At 54.2% G+C, this 18,765-nt stretch carries 17 protein-coding genes; 9 read left to right on the forward strand and 8 right to left on the reverse strand.

Annotated elements, in window-relative coordinates:
• Nucleotides 1-241: 241 nt before the first annotated feature.
• Complete coding sequence (locus LA756_RS07830) at nucleotides 242-1,081, reverse strand: hypothetical protein (protein WP_224439313.1); 840 nt, start codon at nucleotides 1,079-1,081, stop codon at nucleotides 242-244.
• A 291-nt stretch (nucleotides 1,082-1,372) separates the two neighbouring features.
• Between LA756_RS07830 and LA756_RS07835 the strand changes: the two genes are divergently transcribed.
• Complete coding sequence (locus tag LA756_RS07835; protein ID WP_224439314.1) at nucleotides 1,373-2,260, forward strand: hypothetical protein; 888 nt, start codon at nucleotides 1,373-1,375, stop codon at nucleotides 2,258-2,260.
• 527 nt (nucleotides 2,261-2,787) lie between these two features.
• Nucleotides 2,788-3,597 carry a sugar phosphate isomerase/epimerase gene (locus LA756_RS07840; RefSeq protein WP_224439315.1) on the forward strand — a complete coding sequence of 270 codons (810 nt, stop codon included), beginning with the start codon at nucleotides 2,788-2,790 and terminating at the stop codon, nucleotides 3,595-3,597.
• 356 nt (nucleotides 3,598-3,953) lie between these two features.
• Here the strand turns inward: LA756_RS07840 and LA756_RS07845 are convergent, their stop codons facing one another.
• Nucleotides 3,954-5,300: a PQQ-binding-like beta-propeller repeat protein gene (locus LA756_RS07845; RefSeq protein ID WP_224439316.1), complete on the reverse strand. Its 1,347-nt coding sequence runs from the start codon at nucleotides 5,298-5,300 to the stop codon at nucleotides 3,954-3,956.
• A 121-nt stretch (nucleotides 5,301-5,421) separates the two neighbouring features.
• Between LA756_RS07845 and arfB the strand changes: the two genes are divergently transcribed.
• The 5 genes from arfB (at nucleotide 5,422) to LA756_RS07870 (ending at nucleotide 11,141) form a co-directional block, all read left to right on the forward strand.
• A complete protein-coding gene (gene arfB / locus LA756_RS07850; RefSeq protein WP_224439317.1) occupies nucleotides 5,422-5,862 on the forward strand; it encodes an alternative ribosome rescue aminoacyl-tRNA hydrolase ArfB in 441 nt (146 codons plus the stop codon).
• 124 nt (nucleotides 5,863-5,986) lie between these two features.
• Entirely contained in the window at nucleotides 5,987-6,739 is a 753-nt protein-coding gene (locus LA756_RS07855) for a UvrB/UvrC motif-containing protein (RefSeq protein WP_224439318.1), read from the forward strand.
• Between the two features lie 210 nt (nucleotides 6,740-6,949).
• Nucleotides 6,950-8,251: a Gfo/Idh/MocA family oxidoreductase gene (locus tag LA756_RS07860; RefSeq protein WP_224439319.1), complete on the forward strand. Its 1,302-nt coding sequence runs from the start codon at nucleotides 6,950-6,952 to the stop codon at nucleotides 8,249-8,251.
• A 69-nt stretch (nucleotides 8,252-8,320) separates the two neighbouring features.
• Complete coding sequence (locus LA756_RS07865; RefSeq protein ID WP_224439320.1) at nucleotides 8,321-9,946, forward strand: iron ABC transporter permease; 1,626 nt, start codon at nucleotides 8,321-8,323, stop codon at nucleotides 9,944-9,946.
• Between the two features lie 64 nt (nucleotides 9,947-10,010).
• Nucleotides 10,011-11,141 (forward strand): DUF1570 domain-containing protein, encoded by a 1,131-nt coding sequence (locus LA756_RS07870; RefSeq protein WP_224439321.1) that lies wholly within the window; start codon nucleotides 10,011-10,013, stop codon nucleotides 11,139-11,141.
• A 3-nt stretch (nucleotides 11,142-11,144) separates the two neighbouring features.
• On the opposite strand, the gene LA756_RS07875 is transcribed toward LA756_RS07870, so the two are convergent.
• Together LA756_RS07875 and LA756_RS07880 are read right to left on the reverse strand one after the other, a co-directional pair.
• Nucleotides 11,145-12,473 carry a PQQ-like beta-propeller repeat protein gene (locus LA756_RS07875; protein ID WP_224439322.1) on the reverse strand — a complete coding sequence of 443 codons (1,329 nt, stop codon included), beginning with the start codon at nucleotides 12,471-12,473 and terminating at the stop codon, nucleotides 11,145-11,147.
• A 58-nt stretch (nucleotides 12,474-12,531) separates the two neighbouring features.
• Nucleotides 12,532-12,768 (reverse strand): zinc ribbon domain-containing protein, encoded by a 237-nt coding sequence (locus tag LA756_RS07880; RefSeq protein ID WP_224439323.1) that lies wholly within the window; start codon nucleotides 12,766-12,768, stop codon nucleotides 12,532-12,534.
• Between the two features lie 79 nt (nucleotides 12,769-12,847).
• Between LA756_RS07880 and LA756_RS07885 the strand changes: the two genes are divergently transcribed.
• Complete coding sequence (locus LA756_RS07885) at nucleotides 12,848-13,522, forward strand: NAD(P)H-hydrate epimerase (protein ID WP_224439324.1); 675 nt, start codon at nucleotides 12,848-12,850, stop codon at nucleotides 13,520-13,522.
• Here the strand turns inward: LA756_RS07885 and LA756_RS07890 are convergent.
• The 4 genes from LA756_RS07890 to LA756_RS07905 form a co-directional block, all read right to left on the reverse strand.
• Complete coding sequence (locus tag LA756_RS07890; RefSeq protein WP_224439325.1) at nucleotides 13,519-14,013, reverse strand: GNAT family N-acetyltransferase; 495 nt, start codon at nucleotides 14,011-14,013, stop codon at nucleotides 13,519-13,521. The two genes, LA756_RS07885 and LA756_RS07890, sit on opposite strands and share 4 nt — an antisense overlap.
• Nucleotides 14,014-14,051: 38 nt before the next feature.
• Nucleotides 14,052-14,987 (reverse strand): diadenylate cyclase, encoded by a 936-nt coding sequence (locus tag LA756_RS07895; RefSeq protein WP_224439326.1) that lies wholly within the window; start codon nucleotides 14,985-14,987, stop codon nucleotides 14,052-14,054.
• A 143-nt stretch (nucleotides 14,988-15,130) separates the two neighbouring features.
• Complete coding sequence (locus LA756_RS07900) at nucleotides 15,131-16,675, reverse strand: hypothetical protein (protein ID WP_224439327.1); 1,545 nt, start codon at nucleotides 16,673-16,675, stop codon at nucleotides 15,131-15,133.
• 374 nt (nucleotides 16,676-17,049) lie between these two features.
• Entirely contained in the window at nucleotides 17,050-17,751 is a 702-nt protein-coding gene (locus LA756_RS07905) for a HEAT repeat domain-containing protein (RefSeq protein ID WP_224439328.1), read from the reverse strand.
• A 386-nt stretch (nucleotides 17,752-18,137) separates the two neighbouring features.
• Here LA756_RS07905 and LA756_RS07910 point away from each other — a divergent pair, with 386 nt between their 5' ends.
• Entirely contained in the window at nucleotides 18,138-18,668 is a 531-nt protein-coding gene (locus LA756_RS07910; protein WP_224439329.1) for a hypothetical protein, read from the forward strand.
• The last annotated feature ends 97 nt before the right edge of the window (nucleotides 18,669-18,765 follow it).

Below are 18,765 nucleotides of genomic sequence, written 5' to 3' on the forward strand. Positions count from 1 at the left end.
AAATCCAGCCGACCAACTTGGTCTCAGCCGCGTTGCGCAGCGGTATGGTGGAACCAAAGCCCTCGGCCGGGCTATGAACTCTTAACGTTTCAATTCCCACATCCTGACATTCGCGCCATCTATTTTTCTGATTTTTCCTTGGAATCGATTTCCAACCGATTTCTACCAGGCTTTTAGCGCACAAAAAAAGCCTCGCGATCACTCGCGAGGCTTTCATTTGTTTCGTGGAAGTCGTTGACGGTTAACGGTTTAGGGTGAAGCCGAAGGCCACGCCAGAGAACGTCATGTCGTCGTTGTCGCCATCGAAGAATGGGTCGCGGCCGATACCGGTACCGAAGTACATGTGCTGCCAAGCCACGTCGATGGTGATTTCTCGGGTGATGTGGTAAGCGGCACCCAGGCTGAATTCACCCCCAGCGACGCCGTTGGTGTAGTCGCTGATGTCGCCGCGGAAGATCCAGTTCTGACCGCCGAAGGCTCGCACCGTCGAGTACAGCGTCCACTGGCCACGCTGCGAGAAGATGCGACCGCCCAACTGACCGAGCAGCATGTTATTCTGCACGAAGATCAGTTCTTCGGTCTTGTCGTTGAACTGGCCGAATCGCAGACCGACCATCGGCTCGATCCAGAATCCCTTGTGGAACTGGGGCAGACGCCAGGTGCGGTTCACTTCAAAGCTGTTGAAGTCGGCACGGTTCACGTCGTCGTACGACGGACCATCCAGACGCCAGCCGCTCATCAACCAGCCGTAGTTTTCGTCGGTCATGTAACCGAAGTCGAGTCGGTTACCGTAGGTGGCATCGCCATCCCACGGGCCAGGAGCGACGTCCGAACGCGAAACGTTCATGAACAACCGGTGATACTCGAAGAAGATCCCGGTGTTCGGATCAATCGTGTCTTGGCCGTACTGTTCGGTAATCGGGGGAGCGAACCACTGGAAATCGTAGTTATCCAGATTGACGTCGCTAAAGGGCTGAAGAGCCCCTGGGAATTCAGTTTCATACTGTGCTTGCACGCTGGATGCGACAGCCAAATTGGCTGCAATTACCAGGCCCCACAGTGCTTTACGATAGCTCAACATGGTCCACTTCTACCTTGTGACTTCCACGGTAATGGTATGGACGACGCCACCATTCACGGTGACGAAAGTTCCTGCGTTGCCGTTTGTATCGGTACGTCTTGGAGTGGGAATTGAACCAGTTTGGTAAACTCTGCCGAAAATTCGGGCTAATCCGTAAAACTCCCCACGAATTGGCCTTGTTAACCCCCGATTTCTTGCCTCGCCGATTTCTTTTTCCCTTCCGGAAACGATCCGCGTATATTGCGGGTAGAATAAAGAGATAGTCTTGCTAGCGATCCCGAAGGAATTCCTATGTCACGATTTCCCCTCCTCAACACCGTTCGTCCACTGCTCGATCGCAGTTTCTGGACTCTTGTCCTCTCGATCTTGCTAGCATCGGGCGCCCAAGCGGAAACCAAGCCAGAGAGCGACGCCCCAGAGTTTGTCCGCGTTAAAAACAACGCCGACGATCGACCGGTTGCTCTGCAAACGGCCATTGCTCACTACGAGTCGAAAGATGGCGATCTGAAAATCGACTTAGTCGGTGCCGTACACATTGGCGAAGACTCTTACTATCAAGAGCTCAACAAGCGTTTCAAAACGTACGACGCCGTCATGTACGAATTGGTCGCCCCGGAAGGTACCCGGATTCCCAAGGGACACAAAGGCTCCGGCAGTGCTGTCAGTGGTATCCAAAACGGCATGAAGGACATGCTCGAACTGGAATTCCAACTGGAGAAAGTCGACTACTCGCCTGAAAACTTCGTGCATGCGGACATGTCGCCGGAAGAATTTGCCAAAGACATGGAGGAACGGGGCGACGGTTTACTGCACATGTTTGCCCGAGCAATGGGGCAGGGACTCGTTCAGCAATCCAAAGGTGGCTCGAGCGATGCTGCCATCATGATGGCACTTTTCTCCGCCAACCGGGCCATTAAACTACGCCGCGTGTTCGCCTCGCAAATTTCCGATATGGACAACCAAATGCGAGCGATCGAAGGGAAGAATGGCTCGACAATCATTTCGCAGCGAAACGCCAAAGCGTTCGACGTGATGGGCAAGAGCATCAAAGATGGCAAAAAGAACATCGCCGTCTTCTATGGCGCCGGCCACCTCGAAGACATGCACGATCGACTGAAGAAAGATTTCAACATGGAATTGAAATCGGTCGAATACCTCGATGCCTGGAAGTTGGAGTAGCTTAGTTTTCAGTTTTCGGTGTTCAGTTTTCAGTGAAGAGTTGGATTTTGGCCAACTCTTCAACACGGACACGCCTCCTCCACCTTCCCCCGGTGCCATGCCTTCGTGTGTCCACCTAGGTACATGAAAACAGGGCCCGGGTGCCATGCCTTCGTCCGCGTAGGCATGTCTTTTTTTGCTTCGACATGCTCACGAAGACGAGAGCATGGCGCCGGTTTAATAGAGCGAAACATGCTGGCAAAGAAGGTGGAAGTCCCTGTGAGTTCTAACTCGCTACGAATCTAATTCCTACCCAGTTTCTTTGGTTCCGCTATCTCCATCCCTCTGGGGAAGCAGATGCTATCACGGCAAACCGAAGCAACGGTTTTTTCTATGGCTGTCATTGAAAACTGAACATTGAAAACTCGTTCGTCAAGCCGTTTACAAAACATCTTCGACTTCTATACTTGGCTTCACTTCGGCACCGCCCCTGACGGAAACTGGGCGGCCTGCCTGGGCAGATTTCTTTTCTTACGAGTGTCGCACGGATGGCCAAGTTCTCGATGAACCAAATGACCACACTTCGCTGGTCGTTTGAACAAGATTGCTTCCGATACCGCGAGGCGGGCCTTTCCGCCATTCACGTCTGGCGTGATAAGCTTCACGACTACGGCGAAGCGAAAGGTGCCATCCTGCTGGAAGAATTGGGATTGGAAGTATCCGCACTCAGTTGGGCCGGCGGATTCACCGGCAGCGACGGCCGCAACTTCCAAGATGCCTTGAACGATGCCAAGCATGCGGTCGATCTCGCTCAGGAACTCAAAGCAGGCTGTTTGATTGTCTACAGCGGTTCACGCGGAGGACACATCAGCAAGCATGCTCAGCGGCTCTTCTCCGGCGCGCTCGATGAACTGATTCCCTACGCGGAAGCTCACGGCGTGACACTGGCCATCAAACCCATTCGTCACAAGTATGGTAGCGACTGGACACTCGTTCGCCGCATGACCGACGCGCTGCAGTTGATCGACGTGGTCGACTCTCCCTGCTTCAAATTGGTGCTCGATCTGTACGAGTTCGGCGATCAGGCCGAAGTGCTCGACAATCTGCACTTGCTGGTCCCATACCTGGCATTGGTGCAAGTCGGCGATCGTGGCTGCGAACCGCAGGAAGAACCGAACCGCTGCTTGCTCGGCGAAGGCCAACTGTCGCTCGACACAACGATCGCCAAGCTGTCTCAACTTGGTTACGACGGTCCCTTCGATATCGAGCTGATGGGACGCGACGTGCAGCCGCTGGAGTACGAAGAGATGCTGCAGCGAAGCATGGACTATCTGCAAGCGATGAAGTCGGCGACCTGAGCCGTACGATCTGAAAAAGAAAGCCGCGCGACTTCCCCCGCGAACGCCGAAACTATCCCCCTTAATTTCCGCTTCGCACCGTTTCGTGGCCGACAAGCGTAATTTTAACGAAGTATTGTACAACCGTACAACATTTTTGCGCGAACTCTTACGGTTTCGAGAGCATTGAAAGCGGTTTCCCTCGAAAGTTTGCGCGCTGAAATGCTCGAAAATAAGGGCAGATCAAATCGCACGCTCTATTCGCGCAAACGCACAGAGGCGTAACTCTCGGGAAAAATAGCCATTCATCGCGTTTCACAAATGTCGCTTGGACACCCTGGTACAATGCACAGCGAGTCCGTTTAGTGCGACGCGATTTACTGATTGCCAGGGGGAATGACCTCTAAACAAACCAGTCGATCGTCTCCTCGAACGAAGAGCCGTCCATCGGAGAGGATGGGGGCGGCCCACGCCGGCGGCTTCAGCAGCTTATTGCCTCGGTCGTCGGTCAATTCGACTTCGGAGATCACTTCATAGGCTTTCGGGTTCGCCTTCAGCAACCGCAGCATGCCGTATTCGCTAAGGCACAGCAGGTAGTCTTCGACGAGCAGTAACGAGCTTCGCGTGAGCCCAGACTCGGCCCATTGGATTTCGCCGGTCTTCCAATCGATGCAGCGCAGCTCGGCCTGATGCGTGTGTCGGCCACTGCTGCCGTAAAGGAATCCATCCGCGTAGACGGCCGTGTTCCAGTGCGTTTCCATGGCGTGGTCGCGACTGCGTTCTTCGTCTTTCCAAACGACTTCGTAACCGCCTGGCTTGACCTTCAACAAGGTGCTGCCGAGGGAATAACATTCGGAGATAAAGACCTCGTCGCCGACCACTACCGGGGTGCTGGCATTCACGCTTTCCAGCTTTTTCGCTCGCCACGGATAATGGAAATCGATTTTGCCGTCGCGTGGATCGAAAGCTAACAGTCCACCACGCAGAAAAGCGAAGCACCATGGTCGACCGTCGATTTCAGCGAGAGTTAAGCTTGCGTAACTGGCCAGTTCGTCCGAGATTTGATAGATCGTTTTGCCACTTTTTTTGTCGAGCGCCACGATCCCACTGCCGTTTCCGTCGACGCGACCAATGTCGTACGGTCCCAGTCCTTTGAATTCCTCAGGACTACCACCGACCATGACCAACAGTTTGTCCTTGAAGATGACCGGAGTACTTCCGACACCAAAGAAGTTCGGCACCACATTGAAATCTGCAGATAGATTTCGTTTCCACAGCAGTTTTCGCTCCTTGGTGCTAAGGCAATGGAGTTCCCCTTCGGCACCATAGATATAGACGCGATCGTCATCGATCACCGGGCTACAGCGTGGCCCATTGTTGTAGCCCAATGCGTCTTCGTACTGCGTGGGATACTCGTACTGCCAGATTTTGTCGCCGGTGGTGACGGCCAGGACCTCAAGCCGGTTCTGATCGCCATGCCGGTCGAATTGATAGAACTTTCCATCCGCGATGCTGCCGATACCGTAGCCGGTTCCCAGTTTTCGCTGCCAGAGTATTTTGGGACCATCCTTGGGCCATGGAACCTGCAGACCGGTTTCGCTGGAAGTACTGTTATGGCGAGGCCCCAGGAACGTCGGCCACTCTTCGGCGAAGAGCAGGGCAGGGGCATTCATTCCAACAAGGAAGAGGTACGTAGCAAGAAGGGAGCGAACCCAAACCAGCATGCGGTGGTCCTTACGCGAACGAGGGTAGTTCTCAGGGGAGAATCGTCATATCCTGGCAGTATAGCCAACGCCGTCGTTCGGCCCAAACCAGGCTTCGTATCCTTCAATTCGTGTGAGTCGCATGTCGACGTTTGTAATTAGTCCTTCCATTCAAATTCCGTGGAGCGAATTGCAGTTTTCCTATTCGCGATCGAGCGGCCCGGGGGGACAGCATGTCAACAAGACCAACACGAAAGCGACGCTCAAGTGGGACGTCCGCCAAACCGAAGCAATCTCGCCGGCAATTAAAAGCCGCTTCGAGAAGCACTGGGGAGCTCGCATTAACAAGGAAGGCCTGCTCGTCATCACCAGCGAGGAAAGCCGCGAGCAGCGAAGCAATCAAGAGGCCTGTCTCGACAAACTGAAGCACATGATCACGCTTTCTGCAAAGCGTCCGAAGGTTCGCGTTCCGACGAAACCGTCGCGTAGCTCCGTGATCAAAGGGCAAGAGAAGAAACGCCAGCACAGCGACCGCAAGAGCCAGCGCCGGAAATCAAAGAACATTTCTTACCGCAACGATTAGAGCGTTTCCGACCATCGAGCAATTCTCGGCAGTTTCCGCGTAGATTACCGCATCCTTTCCCGAATTCCGGGAAGGTCTATAATCTGTATGGAACCTGAATTGGCCCTTTCCTGACAAGGAAACTATGGAACCCTCTGATCACTCCGAAAACATCGACCACATCCTCAACTCGTGGAACTTCGAGCCCGGGAAACTTACGGCCCGAATCACCGAAGCTTCCGACGGTCGCGACGTTCTGCAGATGCGGATCGAGATGGGGCTGCTGCAGATGGAAATCAGCGGAAGACCAGATGGGGAAAAGCCTTACGACTTCGATTCCTACCTAGAATACCTTCAGGACCAATATCTGACCGATCCCACGGCCCAGCTTACCGAAGATGATTGCGTGGAGATCGACCGGGAATTCGTGCAACTTTATCATCGCCGCATCTGCTGGTTGGCTCTTCGTGAATATGACAAAGCGGTCCGAGACGCCGATCACACTCTGAAGCTGATGGACGTCTGTCGCGATCATTCTGACGATGAAGAATGGATCGATAGCCACGAGCATTTTCGCCCGTTTGTGATGTTCCATCGGATCCAAGCCAAAGCGCTGATCGAACTGGAAAAGCACACCCCGGAACATGCGATCGAGCAATTGACCGAAGGTGTAGAAGAACTTCGCGCTATCTATGAAGCCGAAGGGGAAGTCGATACCGAGGACTTCGAGGCAGACGAATTGCACGTCCGTTTGATCGAATTGCGGGAAACGCTTCGCGAACAATTCGACGTTGGACAGACGCTCAACGAGCAATTGGCAGACGCGGTGGCCAACGAACGCTACGAACAAGCTGCCAAATTACGAGACCGCATTCACAAGCGGGAAGATATGCGTTAAGCAGTAAGTTGATTGCTAGACGCAAGTTATTTGAAATTCGCTGGTTGCGATAATTTCTCCGCGAAAATGCAAAACTCTTCTTACCCACTAGGTGGTTAAGTTTTGTTGCATTGGTGTTCCCTTCTGGCTACAATCGAGCCACACACCTCCTCTATGTGCATGAACACATATCCCGCTATATCCCACCTACTAGCTAGTTAAGGATCAGCCATGTCTGAGAAGTCGACCAAACCTTCGTCGCAGAAAAATGTCGAGCGACGCACCTTCCTGAAGGGTACCGCTGCCCTGAGTACTGCCGCTGCTGTTGGCAGTTTGACCATGGCTCGTTCCGCTCATGCCGCTGGCAATGATGAGCTGAAAGTAGCTTTGATCGGTTGTGGTGGCCGTGGTAACGGTGCCGCCGTGAATGCGACCAAGGGGGACGAAAACCTCAAGATCACCGTCCTGGCCGACATCTTCCCGGACAAAGTCGAAGCGTCGAAGCGAATCTTGGGACGCCAACTAGGCGACCGCTTCGCAGTGACCGACGAAAACTGCTTCAGCGGTTTCGACGCATACAAGCAAGTGATGGAAACCGATGTCGACGTCGTGCTGTTGTGCACAACGCCTCACTTCCGTCCAGCTCACTTGGAAGCCGCCATCGCCGCTGGCAAGCACGTCTTCTGCGAAAAGCCTGTCGCCATCGACGCACCTGGCTGTCGCAAAGTGATGGAAACGGTCGAAAAGGCCAAGCAGAAGAACCTCAGCATAGTGAGCGGTTTGTGCTGGCGATATCATCCTGCCGTGATCGCAACGGTCGAGAAGATCAAAGAAGGCATGATCGGCGACGTCGTTTCGATGCAGGAAAATTACCTTGCTGGAACGCTCTGGCATCGTGGCAACAAGCCTGATTGGTCGGAAATGGAATACCAGATCCGCAACTGGCTTTACTTCACTTGGCTCTCCGGCGATCACATCGCGGAACAAGCCATCCACAGCATCGACAAAGGCCAGTGGGTGATGGACGACCAAACGCCTGTTAGCTGCTATGGCCTGGGCGGTCGCGAAGTTCGTACTGACGAAGAATACGGCAACATCTTCGACCATCATGCAGTGATGTTCGAGTACGCTGGCGGCCAAAAGATGTTCCACTACACCCGTCAAATGGCTGGCTGTTTCAACCAGACCGAAGACTTCATCATGGGCACCAATGGGAACGCAAAGATCCTCGCTCACACGATCGAAGGTCAAAACAACTGGAAGTACGACGGCCCTGGCGGCAACATGTACGACTTGGAACACAAAGCCCTTTACGACGGCATGCGTTCCGGCAACATCATCAACAATGGCGACTACATGACCAAGAGCACCATGTGTGCCATCATGGGCCGCATGGCGACTTACACCGGCAAGAAGATCAGCTGGGACGAAGCTTGGAACAGCAAGGAAGACCTGACTCCTAAGACTTACGAATGGGGTGAAGTCACCATTCCTACGCCGATCGCCGTCCCTGGTAAGACCAAGTTGGTTTAAACCACGGATCGTTTCCGCGATTCAAACGAACTACACTAGAGGCCAGGAATTTTCCTGGTCTCTTTTTTTATGGTAGTTGTGATTTCGCCAGAAACCTCGCCCCGTCTTTCACGCTGGACACTAGTCGTCGCTGCCCTCACAGCCCTCGGGCTCGTGTTCTCGATGATTTATTGGGGCGATCCGCTTTCCATTCAATTAACGCGCGACACACTTCTATACGCCGCCGCTGTCGTGCTGTTGACCATACCTCCGGCTGTTCTTACGGCGCTGCTACTTTTTCGAACGAATATCATTGGGTACCGCTGGCTGACTTCTCTTCTGGTTGTCTGGCTGTTCATCCCGATTTACGTCCATATTGCCGGCTGGCGAGACCTATTCGGGCCACAAGGCTGGTGGGAAATCGCAAGCGTTATCGATCCTTCTTCCAATCTGATCGACGGCTGGACTGGCTTGCTATGGCTGCATAGTCTCGCCGTATTTCCTTGGGTAACGCTGCTGACCGGTCTCGCATTCATACGAAGCTCCTCTGTGCTGGAAGAAGATGCCCGCCTCGATGTTTCGTCGCTATGGGTCTTGGCCAAAGTGACACTTCGTGGCAACTGGGACATTGTCCTCGTCGCGGCAGCATGGATAGTCGTGAGCGTCTTCGGTGAAATGAGCATTGCCAGCGTTTGCAATGTGCGTACCTACGCCGAGGTCGTATTCACAGGCATCCCCTTGGGGCAATCAACTTCGGAAACAGCCCTTTCCTTCGTCCCCGGCGTCTTGCTGGTGATCGGCTTGATTCTTCTCGCCGCATGGATTGCCACGTTCATTCGTCCTCGCTCGTCAGAGATCGAATCGCAACGTCTTCAACGACTGCCGCTTGGGTCGCTGCGAGGCACGGCGACACTGTTGGTCTGGGGACTCTTCGGGATGGCATTTCTTCCTCCGATGGCTGGCCTTATTTACAAAGTCGGCATCACCATAGATCAAGTCGACGGCCAGTTTGTACGCGGGTGGTCGCTGCCCAAGGTTTTTCAGTTATCGCTGGGAAGTTTGGTGGTCTATCGCGAAGAGCTACTGTGGACTCTCGCCCTAAGCTCGACGGTGGCGATCGCAACGCTTGTGGTTGCGTTGCTACTTAGCGACATCGCGAGACGAAGTCGCCTCGGAGGTTTTTGCGTGGCGATGCTTTGCGCCGCATTGTTTGCCATCCCCGGTCCTTTGGTTGGAATTGGAATTGCATGGGGTGTGAATCGCCCATGGCTGGTATCGCTGGCTCCGTTAATAGATCGCACAATTTTCGCACCCACGTTGGCAATTCTGACCGTCACTATTCCGTTGGTTACGTTCTTCTACTGGCATGCCATGAACGTTTCTCCGCAACTGTACGAGATGGCCAAACTCGACGGCAGTTCATGGTGGCGAACATGGATACGGATTGTCATCCCAGGCAATCTTCCCCTCATCTTGTCCGGCGGACTGATCGCGTTTGTCCTTGCCGCCAACGATGTCGCTCGCTCGGTGATGGTCCTACCGGCAGGGATCGATACCATTTCACGACGCATCTTCGGCCTCCTTCACTTCGGCGGCGAAGACAACGTGGCCGGCATTCTGCTGATGAATTTAGGTGTCGTCGCCGTCCTGTCGTTGACGATTCAGAAGCTTGCCGACTGGCGCAGTCGTAACGATTTTCACGATTCACTGCCGTGATTGGTAACAGCGCACTATACTGCTGGTGTTCTTAAGCCTTGGACTTCCCCTAAAAGGAGCCCTTATGCCTCGCCAGATTTCGCTGAGCCTGCTTTTCCTGCTGCTATTCGCCACACTTGCGACGGCAGACGAAATCTCGTTCGAACGAGATGGCCAGCGAGTCGATCTTAAGGGCGACGTGATTGCGACTCACGAGGCGGGAATTGTCCTGCATACCGCGGATGGCAAGATGTGGCCGATTCAGCAGGATGAAATTGTCGAACGCAAGAAGACGAGCGATCCGCTGGAACTTCAGACCAAGCAGCAGTTGATCGAAACCGTTTTGTCCGAGATGCCCCCAGGCTCAAAAGTCTTCGAGACCACACACTACATCGTCGCGTACAACACGTCGCGTGCCTACGCGCAATGGGTTGGCGGCATGCTTGAGCGACTTCATCGCGGGTTTACCAGCTACTGGTCGCAACGAGGAGTACAACTTCACGAACCCAAACAACCGCTGGTCGCTTTGGTGTTTGACAACCAAGATCAATTTGCGGCCTATGGCGAAGCGGAACTAGGAGCCGCAGCGAAAAGTGTCATTGGCTTCTACAGCATGCACACCAACTACGTGGTGATGTTTGATCTGACGGGGGGCGCCGGAAACGCTCGTCGTACGCTGGGCATTCGCGATATTCAACGCTTGATGAATCGCCCTGACTTCCAGTGGAGTCTCGCGACGATCGTTCACGAAGCGACCCACCAACTTGCGTTTAACTCAGGCCTGCAAAAACGATGGGCCGATGTTCCCCTCTGGTTCTCGGAAGGTCTTGCGATTTACTTTGAAACACCCGACGTGTCGAGTAGTCGCGGATGGCGCGGTATCGGCCAGGTAAGTGCCCCACGGCTTCAGCAGTTTCAGCAAGCAGCAAAAGAAAGCAGCCAGCCATTTTTGCCAGATCTGCTGACGAATGATGATTCGCTTCGCAAAGCAGCGACTCGGATGGATCGCTACGCTCAGGCCTGGGCACTGACTTACTTCCTGCAGAAGCGCATGCCCGAAAAGTATGACGCATACCTGAACGAGCTTTCGCAGATCAAGCCGCTGCACGATCCGTCTCAGGCCGATCGTGTTCGCATGTTCCAAAAGCACTTCGGAGCGGACCTGTTAGAACTGGAAAACGAGGTCCGCCAAATGATGCTGGGCATGCGGCCGTAGCCGTTACTTCTTTTCGCGAATGCGATACAAATTGTCGGCTGTTCGAATGACCAGGTTTCCGTCAAGGAAAATAGGATTCGCCATGATTCGCTCGCCGAGATCGTTTTCGGCGACTACGTCATACTCTTCGCCAGGCTTGATGACGATCGTCATGCCCGACTCGCTGCAGAAGTAGATATTCCCGTCGGCAAACGTGGGCGACGCACTGTAGTTGCCACCCATGCGGCTTGTCCAAACTTCTTCACCCGTAGCGGCATCGACGCATGTTGCCACACCGCGATCGCTGACCATGTAGATCTTGCCATCGACAACGATTGGGGAAGGAGTCGTAGGAACCTGGCGACTGAACGTCCATTCGATATGCGAATTGGTCACATCTCCTTCGCCATCGGTACGAATGGCAACCAATTGTGGACGCATGAATCCGGAGCAAATGTATACCGTTCCGTTGTCGTAGACGGGACGCGGGACGTTGGAAAAGCCGCTGCCGTGATCAGCACGCCATAACTCTTTTCCCGTTTCTGGATCGTAGGCACAAACCCACTGAGCGCCTGGAATAATCACTTGCTTTGCTCCATCGATTTCGACCACTAACGGCGTTGCGTACGCCTTCTTGCGATCGCCATCATCGGTGCGAAAGGGGGGCCGCGGTGTCTTCCAGGCAGTCTTCCCGGTTTTCTTATCGACAGCGGTAATGTACTGATCGTTGACACCGTCGCACGTCAGGATCACTTTGTCTCCTACGACTACCGGAGAACTTCCAGGCCCGACGTTGTACTCCAATTCATTTTCGTTATTCCGCCAAACGACCGATGCAGACTCGGTGTCGATACAACATGCCCCATACGTTCCGAAGTAGCAGTAAACGAACTTGCCTTCCACGACAGGGCTCGGAGACGCGTAAGAGTTCGTCAAGTGAACCGGAGAAGGATCGGTCACGTCAAACAAGTCGACCGTTCGCAGGACTTCACCTGTTTCGTAATCGATCTCGATCGCTTTCAGCAGAACGTTCGAGGCCAAGTTGGTTTGATTCCGCTGAAACGGTTTCGCGTCCTTCATCTTCTCCAGCTTTTCCTCTTCGGAAAGCAGCTGGACAATCGCCGTCGTCAGCCAAATTTTGTCCCCCACCATTACTGGCGAAGACCATCCTTTTCCAGGAATGGGCGTCTTCCAGGTGATGTTCTCGTCGGCACTCCAACTCAACGGCACATCCTTGGCGGTCGTGATTCCGTCGCCATTAGGTCCGCGAAACTGTGGCCAGGTTTCTGCGAAGGCCGGCGCAACTAGAAATCCAACGACAAGCCAACAAGCAACCGAACGCGGAGTGGACATCGACTGAAACCTTAGGTGAGAAGGAGGGAGGCAAAGGTGGGACAAACAAGGGAAGGAACTAACCGAATTGGCACCCGCCGGTACCGCACTGGGGCAAGCCGCATCCACCGCTGCTAGGCATCGGACCACACACAGGCAATTCGGTCGATTTGCCGCCGGTGTGGGCCGCGGGAACGCTCCAAGCTTTTTCTAACTTGGTGCTGCTGCACGTCGGGCAAGCAGGCTTTTCGCTGCCTCGGACCAACAGCTCGAACTGGCTTTGACAAGCGTCGCAAGTGTATTCAAACAGAGGCATTACTTCACCTGAGTCGAAAATCGGATAGAGTCGAAATAGGAAGTTTGTATTGTAAATCATACCCCAGGAAACTGAATACATGATTCCACGCCCCCCTCTGACCCGAGAACAGTCTCGCGCGGTGGACGTGATTGCCGCCGACAAATACCACATTCCCGGCGTGATCTTGATGGAAAATGCCGGCCGCGGCAGCGCAGAGCTTATCGCCGCGAAACGACCATCGCACGTCCTCATTTGCTGCGGACCAGGCAACAACGGAGGCGATGGGCATGTCATTGCTCGGCATCTGGACCTAAGCGGCATTCAAGTAACAGTTGCCCTCTTCTGCTCGCGAGAGCGCATTCAGGGCGATGCTTTGGTCAATTTTAAGATAATCGAGGCGAGTGACATTGAGATTTTAGACTGTGCAGATGAGCCTCTTTGCCGGTCCTTCAGCGAAGCGCTGTCGCAGGTGGACTGGGTCGTCGATGCCATGCTCGGTACAGGAGTTACCTCAGCCCCGCGAGAGCCTATTGCCTCGGCGATTTGTGCCATCAATGCGTCGCCGGCAAATGTTTTTGCCATCGACATTCCTAGCGGGCTCGATTGCGATACAGGAGTTCCCAACGATCCCACGATCATCGCCAATGTGACCGCAACGTTCGTTACGACCAAGCAAGGCTACCTTCAAGACACCGCCAAGCAAGCACTCGGGGAAGTCCACATTGTCGATATCGGCACGCCGCAAACGCTCCTGCGAGAAGTGCTTCGTTAAGTGGTGGGTGCGATGGGCTTCTTCCAGAAACTCATCGCATCCGATTCAGGATCGCCTGCCTGAAAACCGTGCCGAAGATAAAGACTTCTGGCTCGATTGTCGGCTCGGACCTCAAGAGTTACAAAGGCACAATCTTCTTCCAGTGCCAGCCGGTCAACGGCATCCAACAAGGCTTGTCCGACCCCTTGCCCGCGAGCAGATGGTAAAACGGCCAAGTCGTGGATGTTGATCACTGGACGCGCCTTGAAGCTGGAGAAGCCGACAAAACAGTTGGCTAGTCCAACGAACTGTCCATCACTAACGGCTAGTAATCCACGGAACGTATCGATCTGCTTCAATCGTGGCACGAGATTCTTACGCACCTCGTCCGGCAGCGGCCCGTTGTTCCCCATCGGATCATGGGAGTAGTCATCCAAGATCGCGATCAGGGCGTCGGCGTGCGCGGGATTATTCAAATCGAGGCGGCAAACCGTGCCGTTAAATGTAGACATCACGCATGCCTCCTCTGAAAGAGTTCGCCGGAGCGAGGCTAGTCAGAACCACCTTGGATGTTGTCGAAGTCGAGATCTTTCCACTTCATCGCACGTCGCGATGGCTCGATGCGGAGAACGACTTCGCCACCTTGGAACAGCCGCACCGTTCCATTCGATTCGCTTACCGCGATGGAAATAGCTTTTGTCTTCTTACTGATCGCGGCCGCGGCCCAGTGACGTGCCCCCAATCCCTTGCTCAGCGTGACACTAGCCGAGGCAACATCGAGCATTCGCCCAGCCGCTTCAACGGTGCCATCGGCGTTGACCACGAAGGCGCCGTCGAGCTGAGCAATTTCTTTCAGGTTTTCGCGGACACTTCGATCGGCGATATGGCGGTCTTTCTTCGCATAGCCCTTGAGTGGATCAAAGCCACTCGGAGCGCTGTTAAGGAGCACTTTGCGATGATCACCAACCACGAAACAGGTCCCGACCGGTTTGCCTTCGCGACCTTCGCGACCAATTTCCACTGCCAGATCGACGACAATCTTAAGCGTCTCCAGAGGGACACTTGTCTCCAGCTTTCGCAGATCGCGTGACGTCAGTCGGCCCAAGCGTTCATCAAGACGAATGAAGCTGATCGTGTCGATACGCTCTTCATCGAAACCACTGTAAAGAGCAACCACTTTTGCGCCGGTAGAAAGCTGGTCGTTGGCGACCGCCTCGACGAGAGCATGCATTAACTTTTCGAGAATGGGGCTTTCTTCGAGTTCAACAACCACCCCATGCAGATCGGTCTCTTCGATCCCTTGCAGGAATTCTTCACGATCCGCTGCAACGATTACCTTGCGGTTCTCTGCGATCGCTTTGAGCTTATCCCACTCGGGCATGCCGTCCACAAAGATAAGGACCGCATCCGCTTCCGCGATTTCGAGCATTCGAATCGCGAGCTTGAAGAACTCGGTGAACTGATTCGAGAGCTTTTGATACTTCATCCCCAGCGGAGTTTCATTCCCAAATGTGAAAGCCGACCGATAACGCGCATGTGCCGACAATCGTAGGCTAGATAAGCCCCACTGACAAGCGCCGCGACCGCTTTTCGAGCCGGAGGCGACGCAAATTTTAGAGATTCGTGACGTTAGTCGTGCGAAGTCTGCAGAATCTCTTCCGCGCGGCTCCCTGGCTTCGTTCCAAACACCAGTTGGTCGTACAGCACCAACGCGTGCAGAGCGTGACCCTTGGGACCGATGCTCCACTCGTGTCGAGGATTGCGTTCCAAAATGGTCGTAATGTAATCCACCGCACGAACGATCTCTGGCGACGTTAACTTCTCTTGTGGAAGCGAGTAGATCAGGAACTCCAAAATGTGGCCGGAGGTTTGCAGGCGGCGATCAATATCGCGATCCATGCCACGCCCTTCAAACCAATTGGTGCTGAAGCTGCCGTCCCGGTTTTGGATCTGGAACGAATGGCGATGATACGCGTTGAGGTATTCTTCTGCTTTGGCCCAAACGCCATCCATAGGCAAGCCTGCCTTCTTTCGGCTAGCCACGGCGAAAGCGATCCCAGTCAAACGATGCGTTCCACCGCAAGCGGCACCAACCACTTTTTGAGTGATCTCTTCCTTTAGAAGACGTTCGATATCCCATTGCTGCCCATCACGTGCAGTCCAAGTTTCGTCGGCCGGCAAATAATAAGACAGCGAGATCAACTTAAACGTGAGCTCTGACTTAGGAACGCAGGTTTCTTTCTCGAATTCAATCAGATCTTGAACGGTGAACGTCTTACCGTCGACTTGAATCTCGAACGATGGTGCAACATAGCTTTGAGCAAGCATCGCCAAAAACTGGCCATGATGCCCTTGGACGCGTGGGCCTTGCTTGGCTTCCAGTTTACCGTTGTTAACTTGGAAAAGACGATGCCCACGACAAGGCTTGTTCCAACAGATCCAACCGATCGTGTTCACAGGCTGGCGGTACTGCGACGTTCGGATCTGAGCATCGACACCCCACGGCAAGAAACCGTGCATCGTTTCCCAAACGTCGTTCTTTGTCGCATCGGAAGGCTGCGTGCGGTAATAGTAGTTCAAAACTTTTGCAATTCGCGGCTGCAAAGCTTGAACGTGTGGCGGCAGGGGCTCTTTTACCTCAGGCTCCTCTGCAGGCGATTCTTCGGCGGTGTCTTCAGGCTTTTCAGACTTGCCATCTTCCTTAATAGGCTTGGCGTCTTCATCCTGCATTAACGGTGCCGGCTGTTCTTCCGTCGCAGGTTCCTCATCTGTCTTCGGCTCTTCCTTTTCAGACGCTGGCTCTAGCGTACCAGCAGGAATGTCGAGCGAAGGCGCTGGCTGAGGGTCGGCTTCTTCTTTGGCTGGATTTTCTTTCGGAGAAGCTTCGTCAGACTTCGTGCCATTGGCAGGCTCTAGGTCCATTTCTACTTCAATCGTTTCGTCAGCAGCTTGCTCTTCGATCGGAGGCTCTGGCTTGAAGAGGTCCTTTTTTTCAGCAGGAACCACAGCGACACGAACCATCGGAGCGTCGCTGGCATCTGCCACTTCCGAGCCGTCTGCTGGATTCAAAATGGGTGCTACGACTACTTCCTGGGCAACCGCGAAACCAGCCGTCAGAGTTGTGGTACTCCAGAACGCCACCGCGCTGAGGAGGATTGAAGTCCGTCTGTGCATGCGTCTAAATCTTTAGTTCTTTGGCAGCCTGTGGGATGGGTCAGTGGGCTGCGAGAGAGTCATCAAGCAATTGCGGCAGAAACGTGGGGCGAACAACATGGTGTGGCTATCGACCTCGCGCGGATCAATTAGGTAGAAAACGTACCGCGATGTAGCTGCGAGGGTCATGTCATTCCGTTTCTGACTTCAGTTATACGGCCCGCCACGCATATAGCAAACGGCATCCAAGGCTGTTCAACTGTAATGAAACCGTTGTCCTTCCAAGTTTTTGCGCAACCAGTTGCGGCTTGGCAATTGGCGCAAAATGGGAATCCGTAACGGCATGAATTTCACGCATGGTCGTCCTGCTTAGGACAACCGGAACAAGCAGCAGACTATCGCAGAAAGCTTGGCACTAACTGCTCAGCAATCGACGCCGATGGCGGCTCGGGATTGCCACCCATGGCGAACTCTCGCCACTTGGCCGTGTCGCCTTGGTAATCGACGTTGCTTGTCTTGCGGAGCGATTCGATGGCGGCGAATCGCATGGCAGGGTCGCGAGCGTCCAGGGCTGGGACGAGGGCTTCTTTGGCCCCGGCCGAACGGAATTCACCCAGTGCTGTTGCGGCAGCCAGACGGACGTCGTAGTTGCGATCGCGGATCAGCACATCGCCCAAAAGGCTTACGGCTTCAGGGTTTGCGGCTTCGCCTAGGGCAATTACGGCCTCGCGTCGGACGTCGGCGTCGGAATCGTACAGAGACGATTTCATCCCGGCGAACGCTTCTGGCGTGTTCAACTTGGCTAAAGTGCGTAACATGTGCACACGAATCACGGCGTTTTCTTCTTCGGGAAGAGCTTGCGCGATTTTGTTTGCCTCGACGGAACGTCTTTCTGCTGAAAGACTTCGGGCGCTATTGGCCAAGCCCTCCAGCGACTCGATCCGCTGGACCGGGGTGGGGCCGTACTTGGCTAAGTCTGCTGGGTCTTCTTTGTCCCACCAGATAATAGGGTCGACGATCGCACCATTCGAGGCACATCCGGTGAGCCCTAAAATAAGGGCTAACAAGAATCCGCAGAGCGTGGACTGCTGGTCCATGAAATTTGTCCAACTGGCCTAAAAATAAAGACTTCTTGCGACTCAAGCGGGCAGACGCTACCAAAATTCCCGCCACAGTTCCAGGCGGATTTTGATCCGATTTTAGTGCCTACGATCCTCCCTTAAAAAAGTTCTCGGGAATGTTTTCCATTCGTCCGAAAAACTGATATCGTAACGGCTTAGCGTCATCCGATTGCCTCCGTTAGGCTTCGCTGCCGGTCCATTTGTTTCAAGATCGGGCGCGTTTCAGCGAAACACTGGCGGACCGGCACGCATGCCTGATCAACACAACGCGCAAACTTCGCGCAGACTTGGGGCATACTTTTGCCCATTCGCCGTCCACTTGTTCGACGTTTACTGCTCTTCACCCAAAGGGAGTTCCTCCGGTGATCGATCCTCAACAACATGCCAAGAATCGCGGACTCGTCGAGTCGATCCTCCAGTACATTCCTGGCTTTTCCGGATACCTTTCTCGAGAGTACCGTCGCGAGAGCGATAGCCTGACGCGAAACTTCCTGGCCGACAAATTGCAGAAGTCGAAAAAGGGGCTCGACGAATATGGCCACACGCTGGTCAGCCTTGGAGCGATCGACCAGCTCCCGATGCTGGAACGACTCCGCAGCCGGTTGGACTTGGCCATCAATCGCATGAAATCTCAGATGCCTGGCTACAGCGGGTTCTTCGATTTCGTCCAAGTCGATGAAGAACTGCTGACCGACATTTACGAACACGATTTGGCTCTCGTCCAGCAAGTCGACACGTTGGCTAACGACATTCAGAACCTAGGCACGTCGCAGCTGACGCCAGCCCAAGTGGTTCCGGAGATTACTGCCAAGATCGACGGTCTGCTCGGAAAGATCGACCACCGCGAGAACATGCTCAAAGGGGTTGCTGCCGGGCCGGACGCGCCGGAGTAAACCACACCAGCGTTTACCATCTCGGGTGCCATGCCCTCGTCCGCGTGGGCATGCGAAACCAAGCGGAACGTGCCAAGTTTACCGAGATAAATTCACA

This window comes from Bremerella sp. TYQ1 (assembly GCF_020150455.1).
Lineage (GTDB): Bacteria > Planctomycetota > Planctomycetia > Pirellulales > Pirellulaceae > Bremerella > Bremerella volcania_A.